Raw genomic sequence first — 18,408 nt, forward strand, 5'->3', positions numbered from 1 at the left:
GCCGCCTACTCGGCGGCCATGGCCCCGTCGGTCTGTGCCATGCCGGTACCGAAGCGCAGCAGCCGACCCGAATGGACGTTGGTCGGCTGGTCATCGCGGATCGTCACCTCGCCGTTCACCAGGACGTGGCGATAGCCGGAGGCACGCTGCACACGGCGCCATTCACCGGCCGGCAGATCATGCACGATCTCCGGCTCCAGGACTTCCAGATTCTCGTAGTCATAGACCAGGATGTCGGCCGGTGCGCCCTTGCGCAGCACACCGCGCCCGACGAAGCCCGCAAGCTGCGCCGGCAGGGCGGACAGCCGCCAGTGGGCTTCCTCCAGACTGATCATGCCGTGCTCGCGCACGATCTTGACCAGGGTCTCCGTCGGATAGCGCCCGGCGGTGAGGAACTTGGTGTGCGCACCGCCGTCGGAGACGCCGAACAGCACGTAGGGGTCGTCGACGATCTCCTTCAGATAGTCGATGCGGCCATTGGGCGGTGCGGCGAAGAACTCGGTCTCCAGATTTTCCTCCACGGCCATGTCGAGCATGACATCCACCGGATGCTTGCCCATCTTCTCCGCCGCGAGGGCCAGCGTGTGGTCCAGCCATTCCTGGTTGTGATCCAGCTTCGGCCCGACGATGACGATCTGGTCCAGCGGCCCGGTGGCGGTGCGGGGCATGTTCTCCCGCAGCGCCTTGCGCCGTTCCGGATCGGCCAGCTTCTGCTTGCGCTCCTCGAAGGTGCCGGTCGTCGCCTCGCACCAGGCCTCGATATCGTCGAACAGGTTCCAGTCCTCGAACGTGAAGGTGAAACCGGCGTCGGTGGTCAGACCCTGGCCGACCACCTGGATGCCGCGTTCGCGACAGCTCTGCAGCCATGCCAGCACGCGGCGATGGATCTCGGGGCGGTGGTCGAAGGCCTGCACCACATTCATGATCATGGGCCGGCCGGAAATCTCCGCCATCTCCTCGTAGAACTTCTGGTCCTTGTCGTTGTCACCGGAGACCAGCAGCATCTGCATGAAGCCCTCGTTCCGCTCCCGCAGCACCTTCGCGAGCTCGCGGCAGGTCTCGTCATGCATCACATCCGTCGGCATGGGGGTGCCGTCGAAGTCGCGCTGCACCGCCGCCGGACCCGTGGGCAGCATCCGCTGCGCCGACCATCCACAGCCGCCCGCATCCAGCGACTCATGCAGCAGGCGCCGCAGTTCCGCGTGCTCGGCGTCGGTCGGCATCCGTCCGGCCTTGGCCCCTTCGAAACCCAGCACCCAGATCAGCAGCGGCCCGATGGGCACATAGGGCAGGATGTTCACCGACTTCGGCGCCCGGTCGACGCTGTCCAGGAATTCGGGGAACGTCACCCAGTCCCAGGGCAGCCCGGCCTCCATCGACGGCAGCGGGATCGCCTCCACCCGTGTCATCGACATCATCGCCCGCTCCCGCGCCTCCGGATGCACCGGGGCAAAGCCGAAACCGCAGTTGCCGATGACGACGGAGGTGATGCCGTGCCAGCCGGAAATGGTGCAATAGGGATCCCAGAAGAGCTGCGCGTCATAATGCGTGTGCAGGTCGATGAAGCCCGGCGCAACGATCAGGCCCGTCGCGTCGATCACCTCCGCCCCGTCAGCGGCATCGATGTGTCCGATCTCCGCAATGACACCGTCGCGAATGCCGATGTCACCGCGATAGCGCGGCGCCCGCGTACCATCCACGATCATCCCGTTCTTGATGACCCGATCAAATTTAGCCATGTGCTTTCCTCCCCGGAACCAATTTGAACGAATGTTCAATCAAGGTGGTTCCGGTGTCAAGCAGTGCGAGCTTCAGCCGGTCGCCAGAATGCGTTCGACGACCGACTGGACCTCCAGCGCCTCCGCCACCGTGGCAAGATCATGGGGTTCGCCCTGCACCATGGCCGCCAGTTTCGTGACCTGGCCCTGCAGGATCATCGGGCGGGCGACTTCGTGGCTGGGGGCTTCGGGGTCTCCGACCCAGTTACCGTCGGCGGTCAGTCGCTCCGCAAAGGACCAGTCCCGCAGCCGGATCGCGCCATCCGTGCCGGTCAGTGTCCAGAGATTGTGGTCGGCCTGATCGGTGGTGCCGACACCGCCCTTCAGCCTGACCGGCAGGTCCCCGGCGGTCATGTCTGCGGCAATGGCTGTCTCCGCCATGTCGCCGCCGGGGAATCTCGCGGATGCGCTCCCCAGGCGCAGCGGCCCGCAGAGGCGGCGGGTCAGGAACAGGAAGTGGGAGACCACTTCGCGGGTGAAGCCGCCCTCCGCCCGGCGCGAAAGCCAGCCGTCGGCATCCATCTGCCAGGGGCGGGGCCATTGGGCGAACTCGGTGCTGATCTCCAGCAGTTCAGGCGTGCCGATCACGCCCTCCGCCAGCCATTTCTTCAGCGAAGCGACGGCGGGGGAGGAGGCGAAGATGAAGTTCACTGCCGCTGCCAGCCCCGACCGGTCCACCATTTCCAGGAATGCCTGGCTTTCCTCCATCGAGACAGCCAGCGGTTTCTCCGTGAACACGGCGCGCCCGGCGCCCAGGGCGATGCGCGCATGGCCGAGGTGGGTGGCAGGGGGGGACGCGATGTAGATCACGTCCGCCGCTGCCGCGACGTCGGGCGCGTGATCGACGAACGGCAGATCCGGCATTTCGGCGGTCAGCCGCGCCCGCGCCTTCGGGTCCGGGTCCCAGAGCGCCGAGAGCGTGATCAGGTCCGGGTCCAGTGAAAGGGTGGCGCGGATGATCCGCTCCCCCATTATGCCGCAGCCGATGATGCCGAGCTTTACGCTGCGTCCTGTCATGTCGTTGACCCTCCGGTTGTTCCTGATCGGAGCGGGAGCGTAGAGTGTTTGGGCTTCGGATGGCAGAGGGCTGGAGGAACCGATGGCCGCACCGACCAAGTTCGCGCATGTGGTGTTCAACACCCATCGCTATCAGCAGATGATCGACTGGTACGCCGTGGTGTTCGAGGCGCGGGTGCAGCATCAGGGCAAGCGGCTGGCATTCCTGACCTACGACGACGAACATCACCGGTTCGCCTTCGCCAATCTGGGTCCGGAGGAACCGGGCGACGCCGAGCAGGGCAAGCGCGCCGGAGCCGGCCTCAACCATCTGGCCTACACCTGGGCCGGGATCGACGATCTGCTGGACACCTACAGCCGTCTGAAGGCGCAGGGCATCCTGCCGGTCCGCCCGATCCGGCACGGCTTTACCCTGTCGATGTACTACTGCGACCCCGACGGCAATGGGCTGGAGTTCCAGGTCGACCTCATGACGCCGGAACAGGCCAATGACTTCATGCGCACGGAGGCATTCGCCGCCAATCCGGTGGGGGAGGTGTTCGATCCGGATGCGCTGGTGGCGCGGTATCGGTCGGGCGAGGCCGTGGACGATCTGATCTTCCGCTCCGACCAGCCGGAACGCCTTGGCGCGCAGTTCAGGCGGGCGGTCTGATCCGCAGCAGGGCGATCCCGGTCAGTCCCGAAAGCACGGCCATGGTGCTGTAGGCCAGACCATAGTCCGACAGGGTGACCAGCACGCTGAACAGGCTGGGCAGGACCATGACGCCGAAGAACTGGCTGAAGGCACCCAGCCCCGCCGCCTCGGCCACATTCTCCTGCCCGCCGATGCGGGCGAACTCGGCGAAGGCGAGACCGGTGTAGCCGCTGGCCGTGGCCCCCGCGACGACGGCGACCAGCAGGATGCCGCCCCAGGGCCAGTCGGCCGAGAACATGCCGGCAAGTGCCCCCATGGCCCCCATCACAAGTCCCATCACGGCCAGCATCCGCGGCGCGGGTATCCAACGGTCGGCGACCACGCCCCAGATGGGTCGCGTGATGACGCCGGAGATCTGGTAGGCGGCGAGCATCTGGCCCGCACCGACCAGATCGAACCCGGCACGGCTGGTCAGATGCACGCTCATGAACGACACGAAGCAGAGCTGCATGCCGGCGTAGAAGAAGACAGCCAGGGTCAGGCTGCGGATCTCCGGCAGGCTGCGCAGCAGGCGCAAGGGGCCGAGCAGCCCGGACGCGGTGATGACATGCGCCGGATTGCGCCCGGTGTCATAGGTGCCGCGCACCACCTGCAGCAGCACCAGCATGATCAGGGCCGGGATGATCTGCACCCCGATTGCCGTCTGCCAGTCGAAGCCGAGCACCAGCGGCGGCACGATCAGGCCGCCCAGCACGCCGCCCAGCGGCACGCCGATCTGGCGGATGGAGAAGACCAGATTGCGGATCGACGGCGGTGTCCGCTTCATCAGCAGGTGCGAACTGGTGGGGGCGGTCGCGCCATAGCCCAGACCCAGCAGCACCGCCGACAGTCCCAGCGCCAGCACTGTCCCGCCCAGTGACGCGGCAGCGATCATGGCAATCCCCGCCAGGATGATCACCTGGCTGACCCTGACCGCGCCGTAGCGGTGGATGAAGCTGACCGACAGGATGGCGGAGATCATTCCGACGCCATAGACGATGGAGATGAACACCCCCACACGTTCCCCCGCCACGCCCAGGTCAGCGGCGATGGCCGGTGCCGCGGCCGGCACCGAATAGGCCGCCATGGTGACCAGCGTCTGCACGAACAGGCCGATCAGCAGCGGGATCAGGGGAAAGGTGGTCAGGGCAGGCAATGGTCTGCTCTCATGGCATTGATCCTGTCGTTGGGAGCATCTCCCGGAGGGTGAACCAGCTCCACCGAAGCAATCCTGTTCCGCATTCCGCTCGTATGTCTTGCGCAATCTCCTGCTGGACAGGCGCATTCATGAAGATGCAGCGAAAATCCGATCTGCCGGTCAAGACCTGCGCCACCTGCCAGCGCCCCTTTGCCTGGCGGCGCAAGTGGGCGCTCAACTGGGCGCAGGTCCGTTACTGCTCCGAACGCTGTCTGCGATCCGCGCGTCGGGGCAAGGGCTGAGCTTCAATCCTGGCCCTTCGTCGGCATCGGCGCGTTCCCTTGCGCGCGCGGATCGCGGGGGCCCCACTTGCCCAGTTCCACGGCATGAAGGAACCGTTCCACCTGATCGTTGAACGCCGCCGGTTCCTCCAGGTTCATGCCGTGCGCGGTCTTCGGTGCCATCCAGAGGCCGGAGGCGGGGATGGTGCGCTTCAGGAACAGGCTGGTCTCGATGCAGGGCTCGTCCTCGTCACCCACAGCGATCAGCACCGGCAGGGTCATTGCGGCAAGCTCTGCCGTGAAGTCCGTCAGGGACGGGCGCTGGCCCTGATAGTTGCGCATGGTGTAGGCGGAACCGAGCGCCGGATGTTCGCCGAGGTTGCGGCGGAATTCCTCGAACCCGCGCGGGTCCTTGTTCTGCAGGTGAATGCGGGTCGGTCCCTCCGCGACCGCGTCCACCAGACCCTCGGACCCCTTTGCCTCGATCAGGTCGGCCAGCTTTGCCGTCTGTTCCATGAAGGCGGCGCGCTCGTCCGGCGGGGAGCCGGAACCGACGCCTGCCAGCACCAGACCCAGCACCCGCTCGGGCGCACGCAGGCCGAACTGCAGCGCGGCATAGGCCCCCATGCTGAGACCGACGACATAGGCCCTGTCGATGCCGAGATGGTCCAGCACCACGCCGATATCGTCGGCGAAATGCTCATAGCTGTAGAGGCTCTGGTCGGTCGGCACATCGGAACCGGTATAGCCGCGCGCGCTGTAGGCGATGCAGCGATAGTGACGTCCGAAATGGCGCACCTGTGCCTCCCAGCTGCGCCAGTCGGCGGCGAATTCATGCACGAAGATGATCGGCGTGCCGGATCCCGTTTCCTCGAAGTAGAGCTTCACCCCGTCCGAACTTGCATATGGCATCCCGTCCTCCCCATCGTGTTTCAGTCCCCAGCCTTGACGGAATTGTTGCACAGCCAGATGGCGAAGTCAGACTCCGACATCGATCCCAGGGCGATGGAGTGGCCGATCTAGCGTACTTTCGTGGGGGCATCTGAGAATGTGCCTGACGGGTCCGCAACGCCCGGCCTGCTTGACGCAGGTACGGTGCAGGCGTACAAGCCAACCCTTCTACGGTAATGGCAGACACCATCCGTGCAGGTTCCGAGGGGCTCGTCAGGGTTTCGGAGGACAGGTACCCACTGGCCGACGAGTTTCGTCCGCCGGTGTGCAACGCATTGCGTGGCGGTCTGTTGCTGACCTTGGTTATTGGCTGAACACGGGAAGGGAACCGATGTTCGAATCCTTGAGCGAACGGCTTGGCGGCGTCTTCGACGCCCTGAAACGCCGCGGATCGCTGACCGAAAGCGACGTGTCGGAGGCGATGCGTGAAGTGCGCGTGGCGCTGCTGGAAGCTGACGTGGCGCTGCCCGTGGTCAAGGACTTCATTGCCGAGGTGAAGAAGCAGGCGGTGGGCCAGGATGTGCTGCGCTCCGTCACGCCGGGCCAGATGGTCATCAAGATCGTCTCCGATCATCTGACCGAGGTGCTGGGCAAGGAGTCCGACGGCCTCAGCCTCAACGCCGTGCCGCCGGTACCGATCCTGGTCGTCGGCCTGCAGGGTTCGGGCAAGACCACCTCCACCGCCAAGATCGCCTATCGCCTGCGCACGCGGGAGAAGAAGAAGGTGATGATGGCGTCGCTGGACGTCCGTCGCCCCGCCGCGCAGGAACAGTTGCGGGTACTGGGAGAACAGGCGGAGGTCACGACCCTGCCGATCGTCGCCGGACAGCAGCCTGTCGAGATCGCCAAGCGTGCCATGGCCTCGGCCCGGCTGCAGGGCTATGACGTGGTGCTGCTGGATACCGCCGGTCGCCTGCATGTCGATGAGCAGCTGATGGCAGAGGTCGCTGCGGTGCGGGACGCCGTGTCGCCGGGCGAGACCCTGCTGGTCGCCGATGCGCTGACCGGTCAGGACGCGGTCAATGTCGCGAAGCAGTTCGACGAGCGTGTCGGTCTGACGGGCATCATGCTGACCCGTGTCGATGGTGACGGGCGCGGTGGCGCGGCCCTGTCGATGCGTGCGGTCACCGGTCGGCCGATCAAGCTGCTGGGCGTGGGCGAGAAGCTGGACGCGCTGGAAGCCTTCCACCCCGACCGCATCGCCAACCGCATCCTCGGCATGGGCGATGTCGTCAGCCTGGTGGAACGTGCCAGCGAGTCGATGGAGGCCGCCGAGGCCGAGAAGCTCGCGAAGAAGCTGAAGAAGGGCCAGTTCGATCTGGAGGACCTGCGCGGCCAGTTGCAGCAGATGCAGAAGATGGGCGGTCTGGAAGGGCTGGCCGGCATGCTGCCTGGCGCCAAGCAGATGAAGCAGCAGCTCGCCCAGGCAAACATCGACCCGAAGATGCTGAAGCGGCAGGAGGCGATCATTTCCTCCATGACGCCGAAGGAACGCCGTCGCCCCGATGTCATCAACGGGTCGCGCAAGAAGCGCATCGCCGCCGGTTCGGGCACCACGGTGCCGGAAGTCAACCGCGTCCTGAAACAGTGGAAGCAGATGTCGGTGATGATGAAGAAGGTCAAGAAGATGGGGAAGTCGGGCATGATGCGCGCCGGTCTCTCCGGAATCCTGCCCAAGATGTAACACCCTGAAACGCAACGAATACCAGTTCAGAAATACGGAGATCAGAGAAAATGGCAGTCAAGATCAGGTTGTCCCGCGGCGGCGCGAAGAAGCGTCCTTTCTATCGCATCGTTGTTGCCGACGTGCGCGCCATGCGTGATGGCAAGTTCATCGAGCGTATCGGCACCTATGACCCGATGCAGCCGAAGGATTCCGAGGCCCGCGTCAAGGTTGACCTGGAGCGTGCGAAGCACTGGCTGAGCCATGGTGCGTTGCCGACCGACCGTGTGGCGAAGTTCCTCAGCGACGCGGGTCTGATGGAAGCCCGTACCCACAACAATCCCCAGAAGGCCAAGCCGAAGGCGAAGGCGCAGGAGCGTCTGGAGGCCGCGAAGATGAAGGCCGAGGAGGCCGAGCAGGCCAAGGCTGATGCCGCTGCCGCCGCTGCCGAGGCTGCTGCTGCACCGGCCGAGGAAGCCCCTGCCGAGGAAGCTGCCGCCGAAGCGGAAGCGTAAGCAGCGGAGTCTGTCGCCATGCCGTCAGCCAGGGTCATCGTTGCCGCGGTCGCGGGCGCTCACGGCGTCAGCGGCCGCGTGAAACTGAAGACCTTCACGGAGGTGCCGGAGAATGTCGGCACCTTCGGCCCGCTGACCGACGAGAGCGGGGAGCGGCAGTTCGACGTGCGTGTCACCGGCTCCACCAAGGGGGGCGTGATCGCGGAGCTTTCGGGCATCCGCAACCGCGACCAGGCGGAGGCGCTGAAGGGGACCACCCTGCATGTGGAACGGGACCGGCTGCCCGCGCTGGATGATACGGAAGACTATTACCAGGCCGATCTGATCGGGCTGGAGGCGGTGCATGTGGATGGCCAGCGGCTGGGCCGCGTGAAGGCTGTGCACACGCTTGGCGCGGGGGAGGTGCTGGAGATCCAGCCGTCGCTGCGCGCCGGGCGCCGGACCCTGCTGATTCCGTTCACCAGGGCTGCCGTGCCGGTGGTCGATCTGGCCGGCGGGCAGGTGACCATCGACCCGCCGGAGGAGATCGAGGCCCGGCCCGAGGATGAGGAAGGCGCGTCCTCGGAGGGGGACGGGGCGCTGGTCGCTGACGGTGACGAGACCGCCCGGGAATGACCGAAGCAGCCTTCCGCGCAACGGTGCTGACGATCTATCCGGATATCTTTCCCGGACCGCTGGGGACGGCCCTGTCGGGGAAGGGTCTGGAGAAGGGGCTCTGGTCACTGAAAGTGGTGGACATCCGCGACTTCGCGCGCGATAAGCACCGCGCTGTCGATGATGCCCCTTTCGGCGGCGGTGCGGGCATGGTGATGCGGCCTGATCTGCTTGCGCAGGCGATTGATGCGAACCATGTGGCGCCGGCTCCCCTGATCTACTTCAGCCCGCGCGGACGTCCTCTGGACCAGGCGCTGGTGGAGCAGGTGCGGGATGCCGGTGAGGTGACCCTGATCTGCGGTCGCTTCGAAGGGGTGGACGAACGGGTTCTGCAGGCCCGTCCCGTGATGGAAGTCAGCCTCGGCGACTTCGTGCTGTCAGGGGGTGAGTTTGCGGCACTGGCGATGCTCGATGCCATTGTCCGGCTGGTGCCGGGGGTAACGGGCAACAGCGCCAGTCTGGCGGAAGAGAGCTTTGCGGACGGGCTTCTCGAATATCCGCACTACACGCGTCCGCGTGAATGGGAGGGGCTGACCCCTCCTGACATATTGTTGAGCGGCGATCACGCCCGCATCCATGCCTGGCGGCAGGACCAGTCGAAGGCCCTGACGCAGGAACGGAGACCGGACCTATGGCGACGCTACAAGGAAAAAGAAAACAGGTGACCAGATGAACCTGATCGAAGAGATCGAGCGCGAGGAGATCGCGCGTGTGACCGAAGGCAAGGAGATCCCGTCCTTTCAGGCCGGTGATACCGTCCGCGTCAACGTGAAGGTGACGGAAGGCAGCCGTGAGCGCGTCCAGGCGTTCGAGGGCGTCTGCATCGCGCGCCGCAACCGGGGCCTCAATTCCTCCTTCACCATCCGGAAGATTTCCTACAATGAAGGCGTGGAGCGTGTGTTCCCGCTCTACTCGCCGATCATTGATTCCATCGTCGTCGTGCGCCGCGGTGTCGTGCGCCGGGCGAAGCTCTATTACCTGCGCGGCCGTCGCGGCAAGTCCGCCCGTATCGCCGAGCGCCGGACGGAGCGGGCCAAAAAGACCGCCTGATCCTGCATCGCAGACCGAAACGGAAAGGCCCGGAGCACAGCGTGCTCCGGGCCTTTTTCGTTGCGGGAGGTGCGCTGGTTGTCCGGTATTGCCCCGTTCGGCGTGGGAGACTGGGCTCGCGGATCAAGTCCGCGAGCGGCGTGGTGAGGGGCGAGCGGTCTCACTGAAATCTCCCACCCCACCGACGCCGTACCCGGGCTTGACCCGGGTACCCAGCCGTGCCGCACAGGCGTGGGATGCCGGGCCCGCGGATCAGGTCCGCGCGCAGCGTGGCGCGTGTGGCCCGTGCATCCGAATGGTCAGGCGATCAGCTTCTTGTAGCGGATGCGGTGGGGCTGGTCGGCGTCGTCACCCAGGCGGCGCTTGCGGTCGGCTTCGTAGTCCTCGAAGTTGCCTTCGAACCATTCCACGTGGCTCTCGCCCTCGAAGGCGAGGATGTGGGTGGCAATACGGTCGAGGAAGAAGCGGTCATGGCTGATGACCAGCGCGCAGCCGGCAAAGCTGACCATGGCCTCTTCCAGTGCCCGCAGGGTCTCGACGTCCAGGTCGTTGGTCGGTTCGTCGAGCAGCAGCACGTTGGCCCCTGACTTCAGTGTCCGCGCCAGATGCACCCGGTTCCGCTCACCGCCGGAGAGCTGCCCCACCTTCTTCTGCTGGTCGCCGCCCTTGAAGTTGAACGAACCGACGTAGGCGCGCGACTGGATGGTGCGCTTGCCCAGTTCCAGCACGTCGACCCCGCCGGAGATTTCCTCCCAGACGTTCTTGTTGGGGTCCAGCGCGTCACGGCTCTGGTCGACATAGCCGAGCTTCACGGTCTCGCCGATCTCGACCTTGCCGCTGTCGGGCTGCTCCTGCCCCGTGATCATGCGGAACATGGTCGACTTGCCGGCGCCGTTGGGGCCGATGATGCCGACAATGGCACCCGGCGGGATCTTGGCGGAGAAATCGTCGATCAGCAGCTTGTCGCCAAAGCCCTTGGTGACATTCTCGAACGTGATGACATTGTTGCCTAGGCGCGGCCCCGGCGGGACGTAGATCTGCATCTCGGCGCGGCGTTCCTCCGACTCGACGGACAGCAGTTCCTCATAGGCCGAGACACGGGCCTTGGACTTGGCCTGGCGTGCCCGCGGGCTCTGCCGGATCCATTCCAGTTCGCTGGCCAGCGTGCGCTTGCGCGATGCATCCTCGCGGGATTCCTGCTGCAGGCGCTTCTCCTTCTGCTCCAGCCAGCCGGAATAGTTGCCCTGGTAGGGAATGCCGCGCCCGCGATCCAGTTCCAGGATCCAGCCCGCGACATTGTCGAGGAAATAGCGGTCATGGGTCACGGCCACGACGGTGCCTGGATAGTCGTGCAGGAACCGCTCCAGCCAGAGCACGGATTCGGCGTCCAGATGGTTGGTCGGCTCGTCGAGCAGCAGCATGTCGGGCTTCGACAGCAGCAGCCGCGCCAGCGCGACCCGGCGGCGCTCACCCCCCGACAGCTTGTCGATGGCCCAGTCGGACGGCGGGCAGCGCAGCGCGTCCATCGCCACCTCGACCTCCCGGTCCAGGTTCCACAGGTCGGCGGCGTCGATCTCCTCCTGCAACTGGCCCTGCTCCTCGATCAGGGCGTTCATCTCGTCATCGTCCATGGGTTCGGCGAACTTCATGGAGATCTCGTTGTAGCGGTCCAGGATCGCCTGCTTCTCCGCCACACCGTCCATGACGTTGCCCAGCACGGTCTTGGCCTCATCCAGCTCCGGCTCCTGCCGCAGGTAGCCGACGTTCAGACCGTCCGCCGCCCAGGCCTCGCCGCCGAACTCCGTGATTTCCCCGCCCATGATCTTCAGCAGGGTGGACTTGCCGGAGCCGTTGATGCCCAGCACGCCGATCTTGGCTCCGGGCAGGAAGGAGAGGTTGATGTCCTTCAGCACCGTCTTGCCGCCCGGCCAGTTCTTGGTCAGGCCCTGCATGGTGTAGACGTACTGATAGCTCGCCATCTCTGGATCCTCTCGGCTCAGGTCATCGGTTCGGGGAATGCCGCTGGCGCGGGTTGTAGCGAATGTGGCGGCGGCGGGCAATCTATGTGGCGGATCGATGCGCTGACCATTCCATCCCACCCCACCGACGCCGTACCCGGGCTTGACCCGGGTACCCAGTGTGCCGCTCGGGCGTGGGAGACTGGGCTCGCGGATCAGGTCCGCGAGCGACGTGGAGGGAAGGGAGAGTGGTGGAACGGTCCACGAACGGGCGCGCCTTCATTTCTCCTTCCGGCCGCGTCCCTCACCGATGCTGGCCTTGCCGAAGCGGGCGCGGACCTGGTCCAGGGCGCTTTCGATCTTCTTGCGGCGCTGGCGGTCGGTGTCCAGCAGGTCGGGCGCGTCGGCGGTCGCACCCTGTACCAGTCCGGCGGCGCCTATGCCGATCAGGCGAAAGGCGGTCCGGCCATCCGCCTCGATCCGCATCAGTGGCTCGGCAGCGTCATAGAGCACACCGGCAAGCTGGGTCGGATTGTCCAGGGTCCGGCTGCGGGTGCGGATGGAGAAGTCGGCTGCACGGAGCTTCAGGGTAACCGTGCGTCCGGCCAGATCCTTGCGTTTCAGATCGGCGGAAACCCGCTCCGACAGACGCCAAAGATGCCGTGCCAGTTCGTCCGCATCACGCAGGTCGCTGTTGAAGGTGGTTTCCGATGAAACACTCTTTGCCTGGTTGTCGGGACTGACGTCGCGGGCGTCGCGGCCATGGGCGAAGGCATGCAGCCGCTTGCCGATGGCGCCATAGCGGCGCATCAGGTCAGCCTCCGTAAACTTGCGGAAATCGCCGATCAGACGGATGCCGTCGGCATTCAGCTTCCGGTGAAACGCCTTGCCGACACCATAGATGTCGGAGACCGGGCGCTTTGCCAGGAAGTCCACCGCTTCGGCCTCTCCGATCGCCGCGAAACCGCGCGGCTTGTCGAGGTCGGAGGCCAGCTTGGCCAGGAACTTGTTGTAGGACAGGCCGACGGAGATGCTGACCCCGACTTCCTGCTCCACCCGCGCGGCGAGGCGGGCGAGCATGACCGCCGGCGGGGCGTGATGGACGCGCGCGGTGCCCGACAGGTCCAGGAAGGCCTCGTCGATCGACAGCGGTTCCACCATGGGCGTCAGGTCCTGCATCAGGGCGCGGATCTCGCGGCTGACGGCGACGTATTTCTGCATGTCCGGCTTGATGACGACCGCGTCGGGGCAGGCCTTCAGCGCCTTGAACATGGGCATGGCGGACCGCACGCCGTAGATGCGGGCGACGTAGCAGGCGGTGGAAACCACGCCACGGGTGCCGCCGCCGACGATCAGCGGCTTGTCGGCCAGGTCGGGGTTGTCGCGCTTCTCGACAGCCGCATAGAAGGCGTCGCAGTCCACATGGGCCAGGCTGAGGCGGTCCAGTTCGTCGTGGGCAATGCCGCGCGGTGATCCGCAGGTGCGGCAGATGCCGGACGCCGGTGCCCTGTCGGCCATCGCGAAACAATCCCGGCAGAGCCAGCTCATGATCGCGGATCACTGTCCGGCGGCCAGAGCCAGGCCGCACCGCGCACTCCGGAAGAATCGCCGTGCCTTGCCCGGACCAGCCGTGTCGCGACGTGATCGGAGAAGACCCAGTCGGGAAGCCGTTCAGGCACATCGCGATAGAGCCGGTCGATGTTCGACAGCCCGCCACCCAGCACGATGACCTCCGGATCCAGCACGTTGATCACGCTGGCCAGCGCCCGGGCCAGCCGGTCGGCATAGGTCCGCCAGAACAGGTCGTCGGTGATCTCGCCCGCCTGACGCTGTTGCCCGTGGGAGGCGGCATAGCTGGCGCTTACGGCCGGGCCGGACAGGAAAGCCTCGATGCAGCCATGCTTGCCGCAGTAGCACGGTGGGCCGGGGCGTTCGCTGTCGCGCGGCCACGGCAGGGGATTGTGCCCCCATTCCCCGGCGATGGCGTTGGGTCCGTGGATCAGGTGCTGGCGCCAGACCAGACCACCGCCGACACCGGTCCCCAGGATGACACCGAACACCGACAAGGCCCCGGCGGCGGCGCCGTCCACGGCCTCCGACAGGGCAAAGCAGTCGGCGTCGTTGGCGAGGCGCACGGGCCGGTCCAGCGCGGCGGCAAGGTCGCGGTCCAGCGTCTGTCCAATCAGACAGGTCGAATTGGCATTCTTGATCAGGCCGGTGGCGGGGGAGATGGCGCCCGGTGTGCCGACACCGACGGTGCAGGTCTCACCCACCGTCGCCTCGATCCCGAGAGCAAGATCACGGACGGCCCGCACGGTCGCGGCATAGTCGGTCTGTGGCGTTGCCACGCGGCGGCGCAGGCGGATCGTGCCTTGGGCGTCCATCGCCACGGCCTCGATCTTCGTACCGCCCAGATCAACGCCGATGCGCATCCTGTCTGCTCCGGTCAGTCGCCGAACAGGCGGGCTTCGATGAAGGGGGTGGCCTCCGGCCAGGTATCGGCACGGTGGTGCGCATCTTCCGCCATCGGCAGCATCGGTGCCAGCCTGGGGTCGGCGACAAAGTGCAGCCGATGCACATCCACTGCCGACCTGGCCACGGAGGTATGGTTGTGCGGAATGTCGTCGATGAAGATCGCCTCCGCGCCCGCGCGCTGCTGCAGCAGGCGCACCGCCGGCCCCTTCAGACCTTCGTTGGCGACCAGCGGAAAGTCCATGCCGTGGCGGCGCAGTGCCTGCCGCCGCCCCTCCGCCCCGTTGGCCGGAATGTTGCTCAGGACCACGATCTGCGCCCGCTCCGACAGGTGCGCCAGCGCTTCAGCGGCACCGGGCACGGGGGTCAGCTCGGCGGTATGGTTGGCGAAGAAGGTGCCGAGGTGGGTACGGACCTCCTTGCCCTCCAGCGCACGCCCGTCCGCGTCACGGACGTTGCCGGTAATGCCGAACGATGACCAGTCGAAAGTCAGGTCGACGCTGTTCAGGTACCGCTCCAGCCCTTCCATGAACGCGAACAGTACCTCGTCCGCGTCGCTGATCACCAGCGGGCGACCGGGAATGATGTCGATGGCGTCGATCTGCGCCCGGATCGCCGGGTCAAGCTCGGTCATGGGAAGTCCTGTCTCGTGCTGTTCAGTTCAGGCAGTCATATACCGCTTTCTCGAAGGCAAGAAAGTGCGGCAGGGCCTGGTCGTCCGCGAAGGGCAGGATCTGGGTGGCATAGACGCCGCCGATACCGTTCTTCGGGTCGATCCAGTAGTAGGTATTGGCCAGACCCGCCCAGGCAAGTGAGCCAGCGGCGCGCCCGGTCGGGGCATCCTGCTCGTTGATCATGAACGACAGGCCCCAGGTCTTCTCGATACCGGGAAAGAATTCGGCGTCATTGGAGACGCCGCCTGCCGACTTCAGTTTCGTGACCCGGCTGGCCCCCATCTGGTTGACCGACATCTGCGCAACGGTCTCGGGCTTCAGGATCTGCCGGCCACCGGCCTGACCCCGGTTCAGGATCATGCGGATGAAGCAGCCATAGTCTTCCACCGTGCCCACCAGGCCGCCGCCGCCCATCTCGAACTCGGCCGTGTCGGATGGGGGAGAATCCGGCTGCACCTGCAGCGAACCATCGGGGCCGCGCACATGCATCCTGGCCTTGCGGCTGTGCATCTCGTCGGTGCTTGCGAAGGCGGTGCTGGTCATGCCCATGGGGGCGAACAGGTGCTCGGCCATGTAGGCGCCAAGGGTCTGACCGCTGACCGCCTCCAGCATCAGGCCCGCCCAGTCGATGCCGGTGCCGTACTCCCATCGGGTCCCGGGATCGAACAGCAGGGGCATCATCAGGGACGCCCGCTTGCGGCTGCTGATCGGCGGAATGCCAAGAGCCTCGACACACCGCGCGATGTCGTCGGACCACATGTCATAGACGCAGCCTGCCGTGTGGGTCAGCAGGTGCCGCAGGGTGATGTCCTGTTGCGGCGGGCGCAGTTTCGGCTGCCCGCCCGCGTCGAAGCCCTCCAGGACCTGCAGTTCCCCGATTTCCGGCAGGACCGTGCGGGCAGGGGCGTCGAGGTCGAGACGGCCCTGCTCGACAAGCTGCATCACCGCCGCCCCGGTGATGGCCTTGGTCATGGAGGCGATCCAGAACACGGTATCCGTGGTCATCGGTGTGCCGGAACCCAGCGCACGCTCCCCGAACGCGTTCTGATAGGTTGTGCCGTTGGTATCCGTCACCAGCGCGACAACACCGGGCACGGTCCCGGCATCGGTTGCCGCGCCCAGAAGGGCATCGAGTATCTGCTGAACGTCCAAGTCACTTCTCCCCGATGATCATGCCGCCAGTACCGGTCCTGGCCAAACGGATCATAGCCAACAGGCCGAGGCATGTGGTAGGGTTCGCGCGAGATCAGTAATCGAAGCTGGCACCCGGCAATTGCCTGCGCGCACGGGCCGGTTCGGCGGGATCGATCCCCTGATCGGCGCAGAAATCCAGCAGCAAGCCTTCGTTCTGCAACAGGTGATCCATGACACCCGCAAGGAATTCCGGCGATCCGGCGCTACGCCGTAACTCCGACGGGGAGACCCCGGCGAGTGCCAGAAATGCCTCGATCCGGTCCGCGTCGGCGGCAAGGAAACCAAGAGCGTTGATGGCGAGCACTTCCGCAGCGTCACGATCCATGATTGATTGCTGTTCCCGTAAATGCAGAAATGTGTGATTGGATCCCGACACCAAGGTTACCCCGTTGGGTCCGGAACGTTAACTCTTGCTTTACACGCCACTGCGATGATCCGTCCTGCGGGGCAAAAAGCGCAGTTGTTCCGAAGTGTTGGCACTGGGCCCAAGCCGTTCATCGGGGATCGTTCGGATCCGGTGGACAGGATGAACATGACGCGGCAGAAGGCCGTTTGAGGATAGCATGTCGAAAACCGTTCTTATCGTCGAAGACAACGAGCTGAACATGAAGCTGTTTCATGATCTGCTTGATGCCCATGGATATGCCACCGTGCAGACCAAGGATGGGATGGAGGCGCTGAAGCTGGCACGTGAGCACCGTCCTGACCTGATCCTGATGGACATCCAGTTGCCGGAGGTTTCGGGGCTGGAGGTTACCAAGTGGATCAAGGAAGACGATGACCTGCGATCCATACCCGTTATCGCCGTCACGGCTTTCGCCATGAAGGGCGATGAGGAGAAGATTCGCGACGGTGGCTGCGAGGCCTATATCTCGAAGCCGATCTCTGTCGGGACCTTCATTGATACGGTCAAGCAGTTCCTGGGTTAATCGCAGATGTCTGCCCGCGTACTCGTGGTCGATGACGTTCTGCCGAACGTGCGTATTCTGGAGGCGAAGCTCTCCAGCGAGTATTATCAGGTGTTCACCGCCAGCAACGGCCCGGAGGCGCTGGAAGTCGTTGAACGCGACAATCCGGATATCGTGCTGCTGGATGTGATGATGCCCGGCATGGATGGCTTCGAGGTCTGCCGCCGGATGAAGGCCAACCCCGCTGTTTCCCACATTCCTGTCGTCATGGTGACGGCCCTGTCCGACGCATCCGACCGGGTGCAGGGGCTTGAGGCCGGCGCCGACGACTTCCTGACCAAGCCAGTCAATGACATGGCCCTGTTCTCCCGCGTGCGTTCGCTGGTCCGGCTCAAGATGACGATGGACGAGCTGAAGCTGCGCCGCCAGACCGGTGAGCGGCTGGGCATGTATTCCACCGAGAGCGAGATGACGGTGGAGGGCGCGCCGGTTCTGGTGATTGACGACAATGCGTCCGACAATCGGCACGTCAAGCGCCACATGGGCGACAAGTTCAGCCTGACCCTCGAGGCCGAGCCGGAAGCCGCGATCACACGGGCGCGTGAAGGCAATCCCGACCTGATCATCCTGTCACTCGACCACCGCGGCACCGACCCGCTGCGGCTGACGTCGCGCATTCGCAATGATGCCGTGACCCGCCAGGTGCCCATCCTGATGATCGGGGAGGAAAGCGACAACGAGCGGATTGCCAAGGGGCTGGAGCTTGGTGTCACGGACTATCTGCTGCGTCCGATCGACGGCAACGAACTGACCGCCCGCGCCAAGACGCAGGTGCGCCGGAAGCGGTTCCAGGACCAGCTCCGCGAAAGCGTCGAGGCCTCCATCACCATGGCGATGACGGACCCGCTGACGGGTCTCTACAACCGCCGCTATCTGGACCAGCATCTCGAGATGGCGATGCAGCGCAACCGCTCGGCAGGCAAGCCGCTGTCATTCCTGCTGCTCGACATCGATCATTTCAAGGCGGTCAACGACACCTATGGCCATGCCGTCGGCGACAAGATCCTGAAGCAGTTCGCGGAGCGGATCGAGCGCAGCGTGCGCGGCTTCGACCTCTGCGCCCGCTTCGGTGGCGAGGAATTCGTGGTCATGATGCCGGAAGCTGACAGGGTACTGGCCGAAAAGGTCGGCGAGCGCCTGCGCTGGGCCATGGAGGTCGAGCCCTTCGGGACCGGCGAGGACGTCGGTTCGATCGACGTCACCTGCTCGGTCGGCGGGGCCACGCTGCGGGATGGGGAAGACCCACCATCCCTGATGAAGCGCGCCGACATGGCCCTCTACAAGGCAAAGAATGCGGGCCGCAACAAGATGGTGATGGCCGAATAGGTCCAGCCACCCTCCGAAGAGGACCGGTCACCGTCCCCTGCCGATACAGGGAACGGTGAACTCTCGGGACCGTTACGCGAACCCGCGCCTTGTTGT

At 65.4% G+C, this 18,408-nt stretch carries 19 protein-coding genes; 9 read left to right on the plus strand and 10 right to left on the minus strand.

The genetic code is table 11. The features are described from left to right. Positions 1-5: 5 nt before the first annotated feature. Both QGV54_RS02255 and QGV54_RS02260 read right to left on the minus strand, forming a co-directional pair. The gene (locus tag QGV54_RS02255) at positions 6-1,739 is read right to left on the minus strand and encodes an amidohydrolase family protein (protein WP_281018495.1); all 1,734 of its coding nucleotides are present in this window, start codon (positions 1,737-1,739) and stop codon (positions 6-8) included. A gap of 72 nt (positions 1,740-1,811) precedes the next feature. Then, positions 1,812-2,795 carry a Gfo/Idh/MocA family oxidoreductase gene (locus QGV54_RS02260; protein ID WP_281018494.1) on the minus strand — a complete coding sequence of 328 codons (984 nt, stop codon included), beginning with the start codon at positions 2,793-2,795 and terminating at the stop codon, positions 1,812-1,814. Positions 2,796-2,877: 82 nt separating this feature from the next. On the opposite strand from QGV54_RS02260, the gene QGV54_RS02265 reads away from it, so the two are divergent. Then, positions 2,878-3,447: a VOC family protein gene (locus QGV54_RS02265; protein WP_281018493.1), complete on the plus strand. Its 570-nt coding sequence runs from the start codon at positions 2,878-2,880 to the stop codon at positions 3,445-3,447. Here the strand turns inward: QGV54_RS02265 and QGV54_RS02270 are convergent. Further along, positions 3,431-4,624 (minus strand): MFS transporter, encoded by a 1,194-nt coding sequence (locus tag QGV54_RS02270; protein ID WP_281018492.1) that lies wholly within the window; start codon positions 4,622-4,624, stop codon positions 3,431-3,433. The genes QGV54_RS02265 and QGV54_RS02270 overlap by 17 nt on opposite strands. A 137-nt stretch (positions 4,625-4,761) precedes the next feature. Between QGV54_RS02270 and QGV54_RS02275 the strand changes: the two genes are divergently transcribed. Then, complete coding sequence (locus QGV54_RS02275; protein ID WP_348637660.1) at positions 4,762-4,908, plus strand: DUF2256 domain-containing protein; 147 nt, start codon at positions 4,762-4,764, stop codon at positions 4,906-4,908. A 3-nt stretch (positions 4,909-4,911) separates the two neighbouring features. On the opposite strand, the gene QGV54_RS02280 is transcribed toward QGV54_RS02275, so the two are convergent. Continuing rightward, positions 4,912-5,799, minus strand: a complete 888-nt coding sequence (locus QGV54_RS02280; RefSeq protein ID WP_281018490.1) for an alpha/beta hydrolase — start codon at positions 5,797-5,799, stop codon at positions 4,912-4,914. A 370-nt stretch (positions 5,800-6,169) separates the two neighbouring features. Between QGV54_RS02280 and ffh the strand changes: the two genes are divergently transcribed. From ffh to rplS, 5 genes are read left to right on the plus strand one after another with little or no spacing between them, the layout of a single operon-like run. Further along, positions 6,170-7,522 (plus strand): signal recognition particle protein, encoded by a 1,353-nt coding sequence (ffh, locus tag QGV54_RS02285; RefSeq protein WP_281018489.1) that lies wholly within the window; start codon positions 6,170-6,172, stop codon positions 7,520-7,522. A gap of 50 nt (positions 7,523-7,572) precedes the next feature. Beyond that, complete coding sequence (rpsP, locus tag QGV54_RS19810; RefSeq protein WP_348637639.1) at positions 7,573-8,016, plus strand: 30S ribosomal protein S16; 444 nt, start codon at positions 7,573-7,575, stop codon at positions 8,014-8,016. Between the two features lie 18 nt (positions 8,017-8,034). After that, entirely contained in the window at positions 8,035-8,631 is a 597-nt protein-coding gene (gene rimM, locus QGV54_RS02295) for a ribosome maturation factor RimM (protein WP_281018488.1), read from the plus strand. After that, positions 8,628-9,335, plus strand: coding sequence for a tRNA (guanosine(37)-N1)-methyltransferase TrmD (gene trmD / locus QGV54_RS02300; protein WP_281018487.1), 708 nt, complete (start codon positions 8,628-8,630; stop codon positions 9,333-9,335). The genes rimM and trmD overlap by 4 nt, the downstream gene beginning before the upstream one ends. A 4-nt stretch (positions 9,336-9,339) precedes the next feature. Beyond that, entirely contained in the window at positions 9,340-9,720 is a 381-nt protein-coding gene (gene rplS, locus QGV54_RS02305; protein ID WP_281018486.1) for a 50S ribosomal protein L19, read from the plus strand. 299 nt (positions 9,721-10,019) lie between these two features. Here the strand turns inward: rplS and ettA are convergent, their stop codons facing one another. From ettA to QGV54_RS02335, 6 genes are all read right to left on the minus strand, one after another. Next, positions 10,020-11,699 carry an energy-dependent translational throttle protein EttA gene (gene ettA, locus QGV54_RS02310; protein WP_281018485.1) on the minus strand — a complete coding sequence of 560 codons (1,680 nt, stop codon included), beginning with the start codon at positions 11,697-11,699 and terminating at the stop codon, positions 10,020-10,022. Positions 11,700-11,957: 258 nt separating this feature from the next. Then, positions 11,958-13,196, minus strand: a complete 1,239-nt coding sequence (locus tag QGV54_RS02315; protein WP_281018484.1) for a DNA polymerase IV — start codon at positions 13,194-13,196, stop codon at positions 11,958-11,960. Positions 13,197-13,222: 26 nt separating this feature from the next. Further along, entirely contained in the window at positions 13,223-14,110 is an 888-nt protein-coding gene (locus QGV54_RS02320) for an ROK family protein (RefSeq protein ID WP_281018483.1), read from the minus strand. 14 nt (positions 14,111-14,124) lie between these two features. Beyond that, the gene (locus tag QGV54_RS02325) at positions 14,125-14,784 is read right to left on the minus strand and encodes a hypothetical protein (RefSeq protein ID WP_281018482.1); all 660 of its coding nucleotides are present in this window, start codon (positions 14,782-14,784) and stop codon (positions 14,125-14,127) included. A gap of 22 nt (positions 14,785-14,806) precedes the next feature. Further along, on the minus strand, positions 14,807-15,976 hold the full coding sequence (locus tag QGV54_RS02330; protein WP_281018481.1) for a serine hydrolase domain-containing protein: 1,170 nt from the start codon (positions 15,974-15,976) through the stop codon (positions 14,807-14,809). 94 nt (positions 15,977-16,070) lie between these two features. After that, positions 16,071-16,343 (minus strand): DUF3572 domain-containing protein, encoded by a 273-nt coding sequence (locus QGV54_RS02335; protein WP_281018480.1) that lies wholly within the window; start codon positions 16,341-16,343, stop codon positions 16,071-16,073. Positions 16,344-16,581: 238 nt separating this feature from the next. On the opposite strand from QGV54_RS02335, the gene QGV54_RS02340 reads away from it, so the two are divergent. Then, positions 16,582-16,947, plus strand: a complete 366-nt coding sequence (locus QGV54_RS02340; RefSeq protein WP_281018479.1) for a response regulator — start codon at positions 16,582-16,584, stop codon at positions 16,945-16,947. A 6-nt stretch (positions 16,948-16,953) separates the two neighbouring features. Then, a complete protein-coding gene (locus QGV54_RS02345; RefSeq protein ID WP_281018478.1) occupies positions 16,954-18,312 on the plus strand; it encodes a PleD family two-component system response regulator in 1,359 nt (452 codons plus the stop codon). The last annotated feature ends 96 nt before the right edge of the window (positions 18,313-18,408 follow it).

The organism is Minwuia sp. IMCC3060, assembly GCF_029909435.1.
Classification (GTDB): Bacteria; Pseudomonadota; Alphaproteobacteria; order Minwuiales; family Minwuiaceae; genus Minwuia.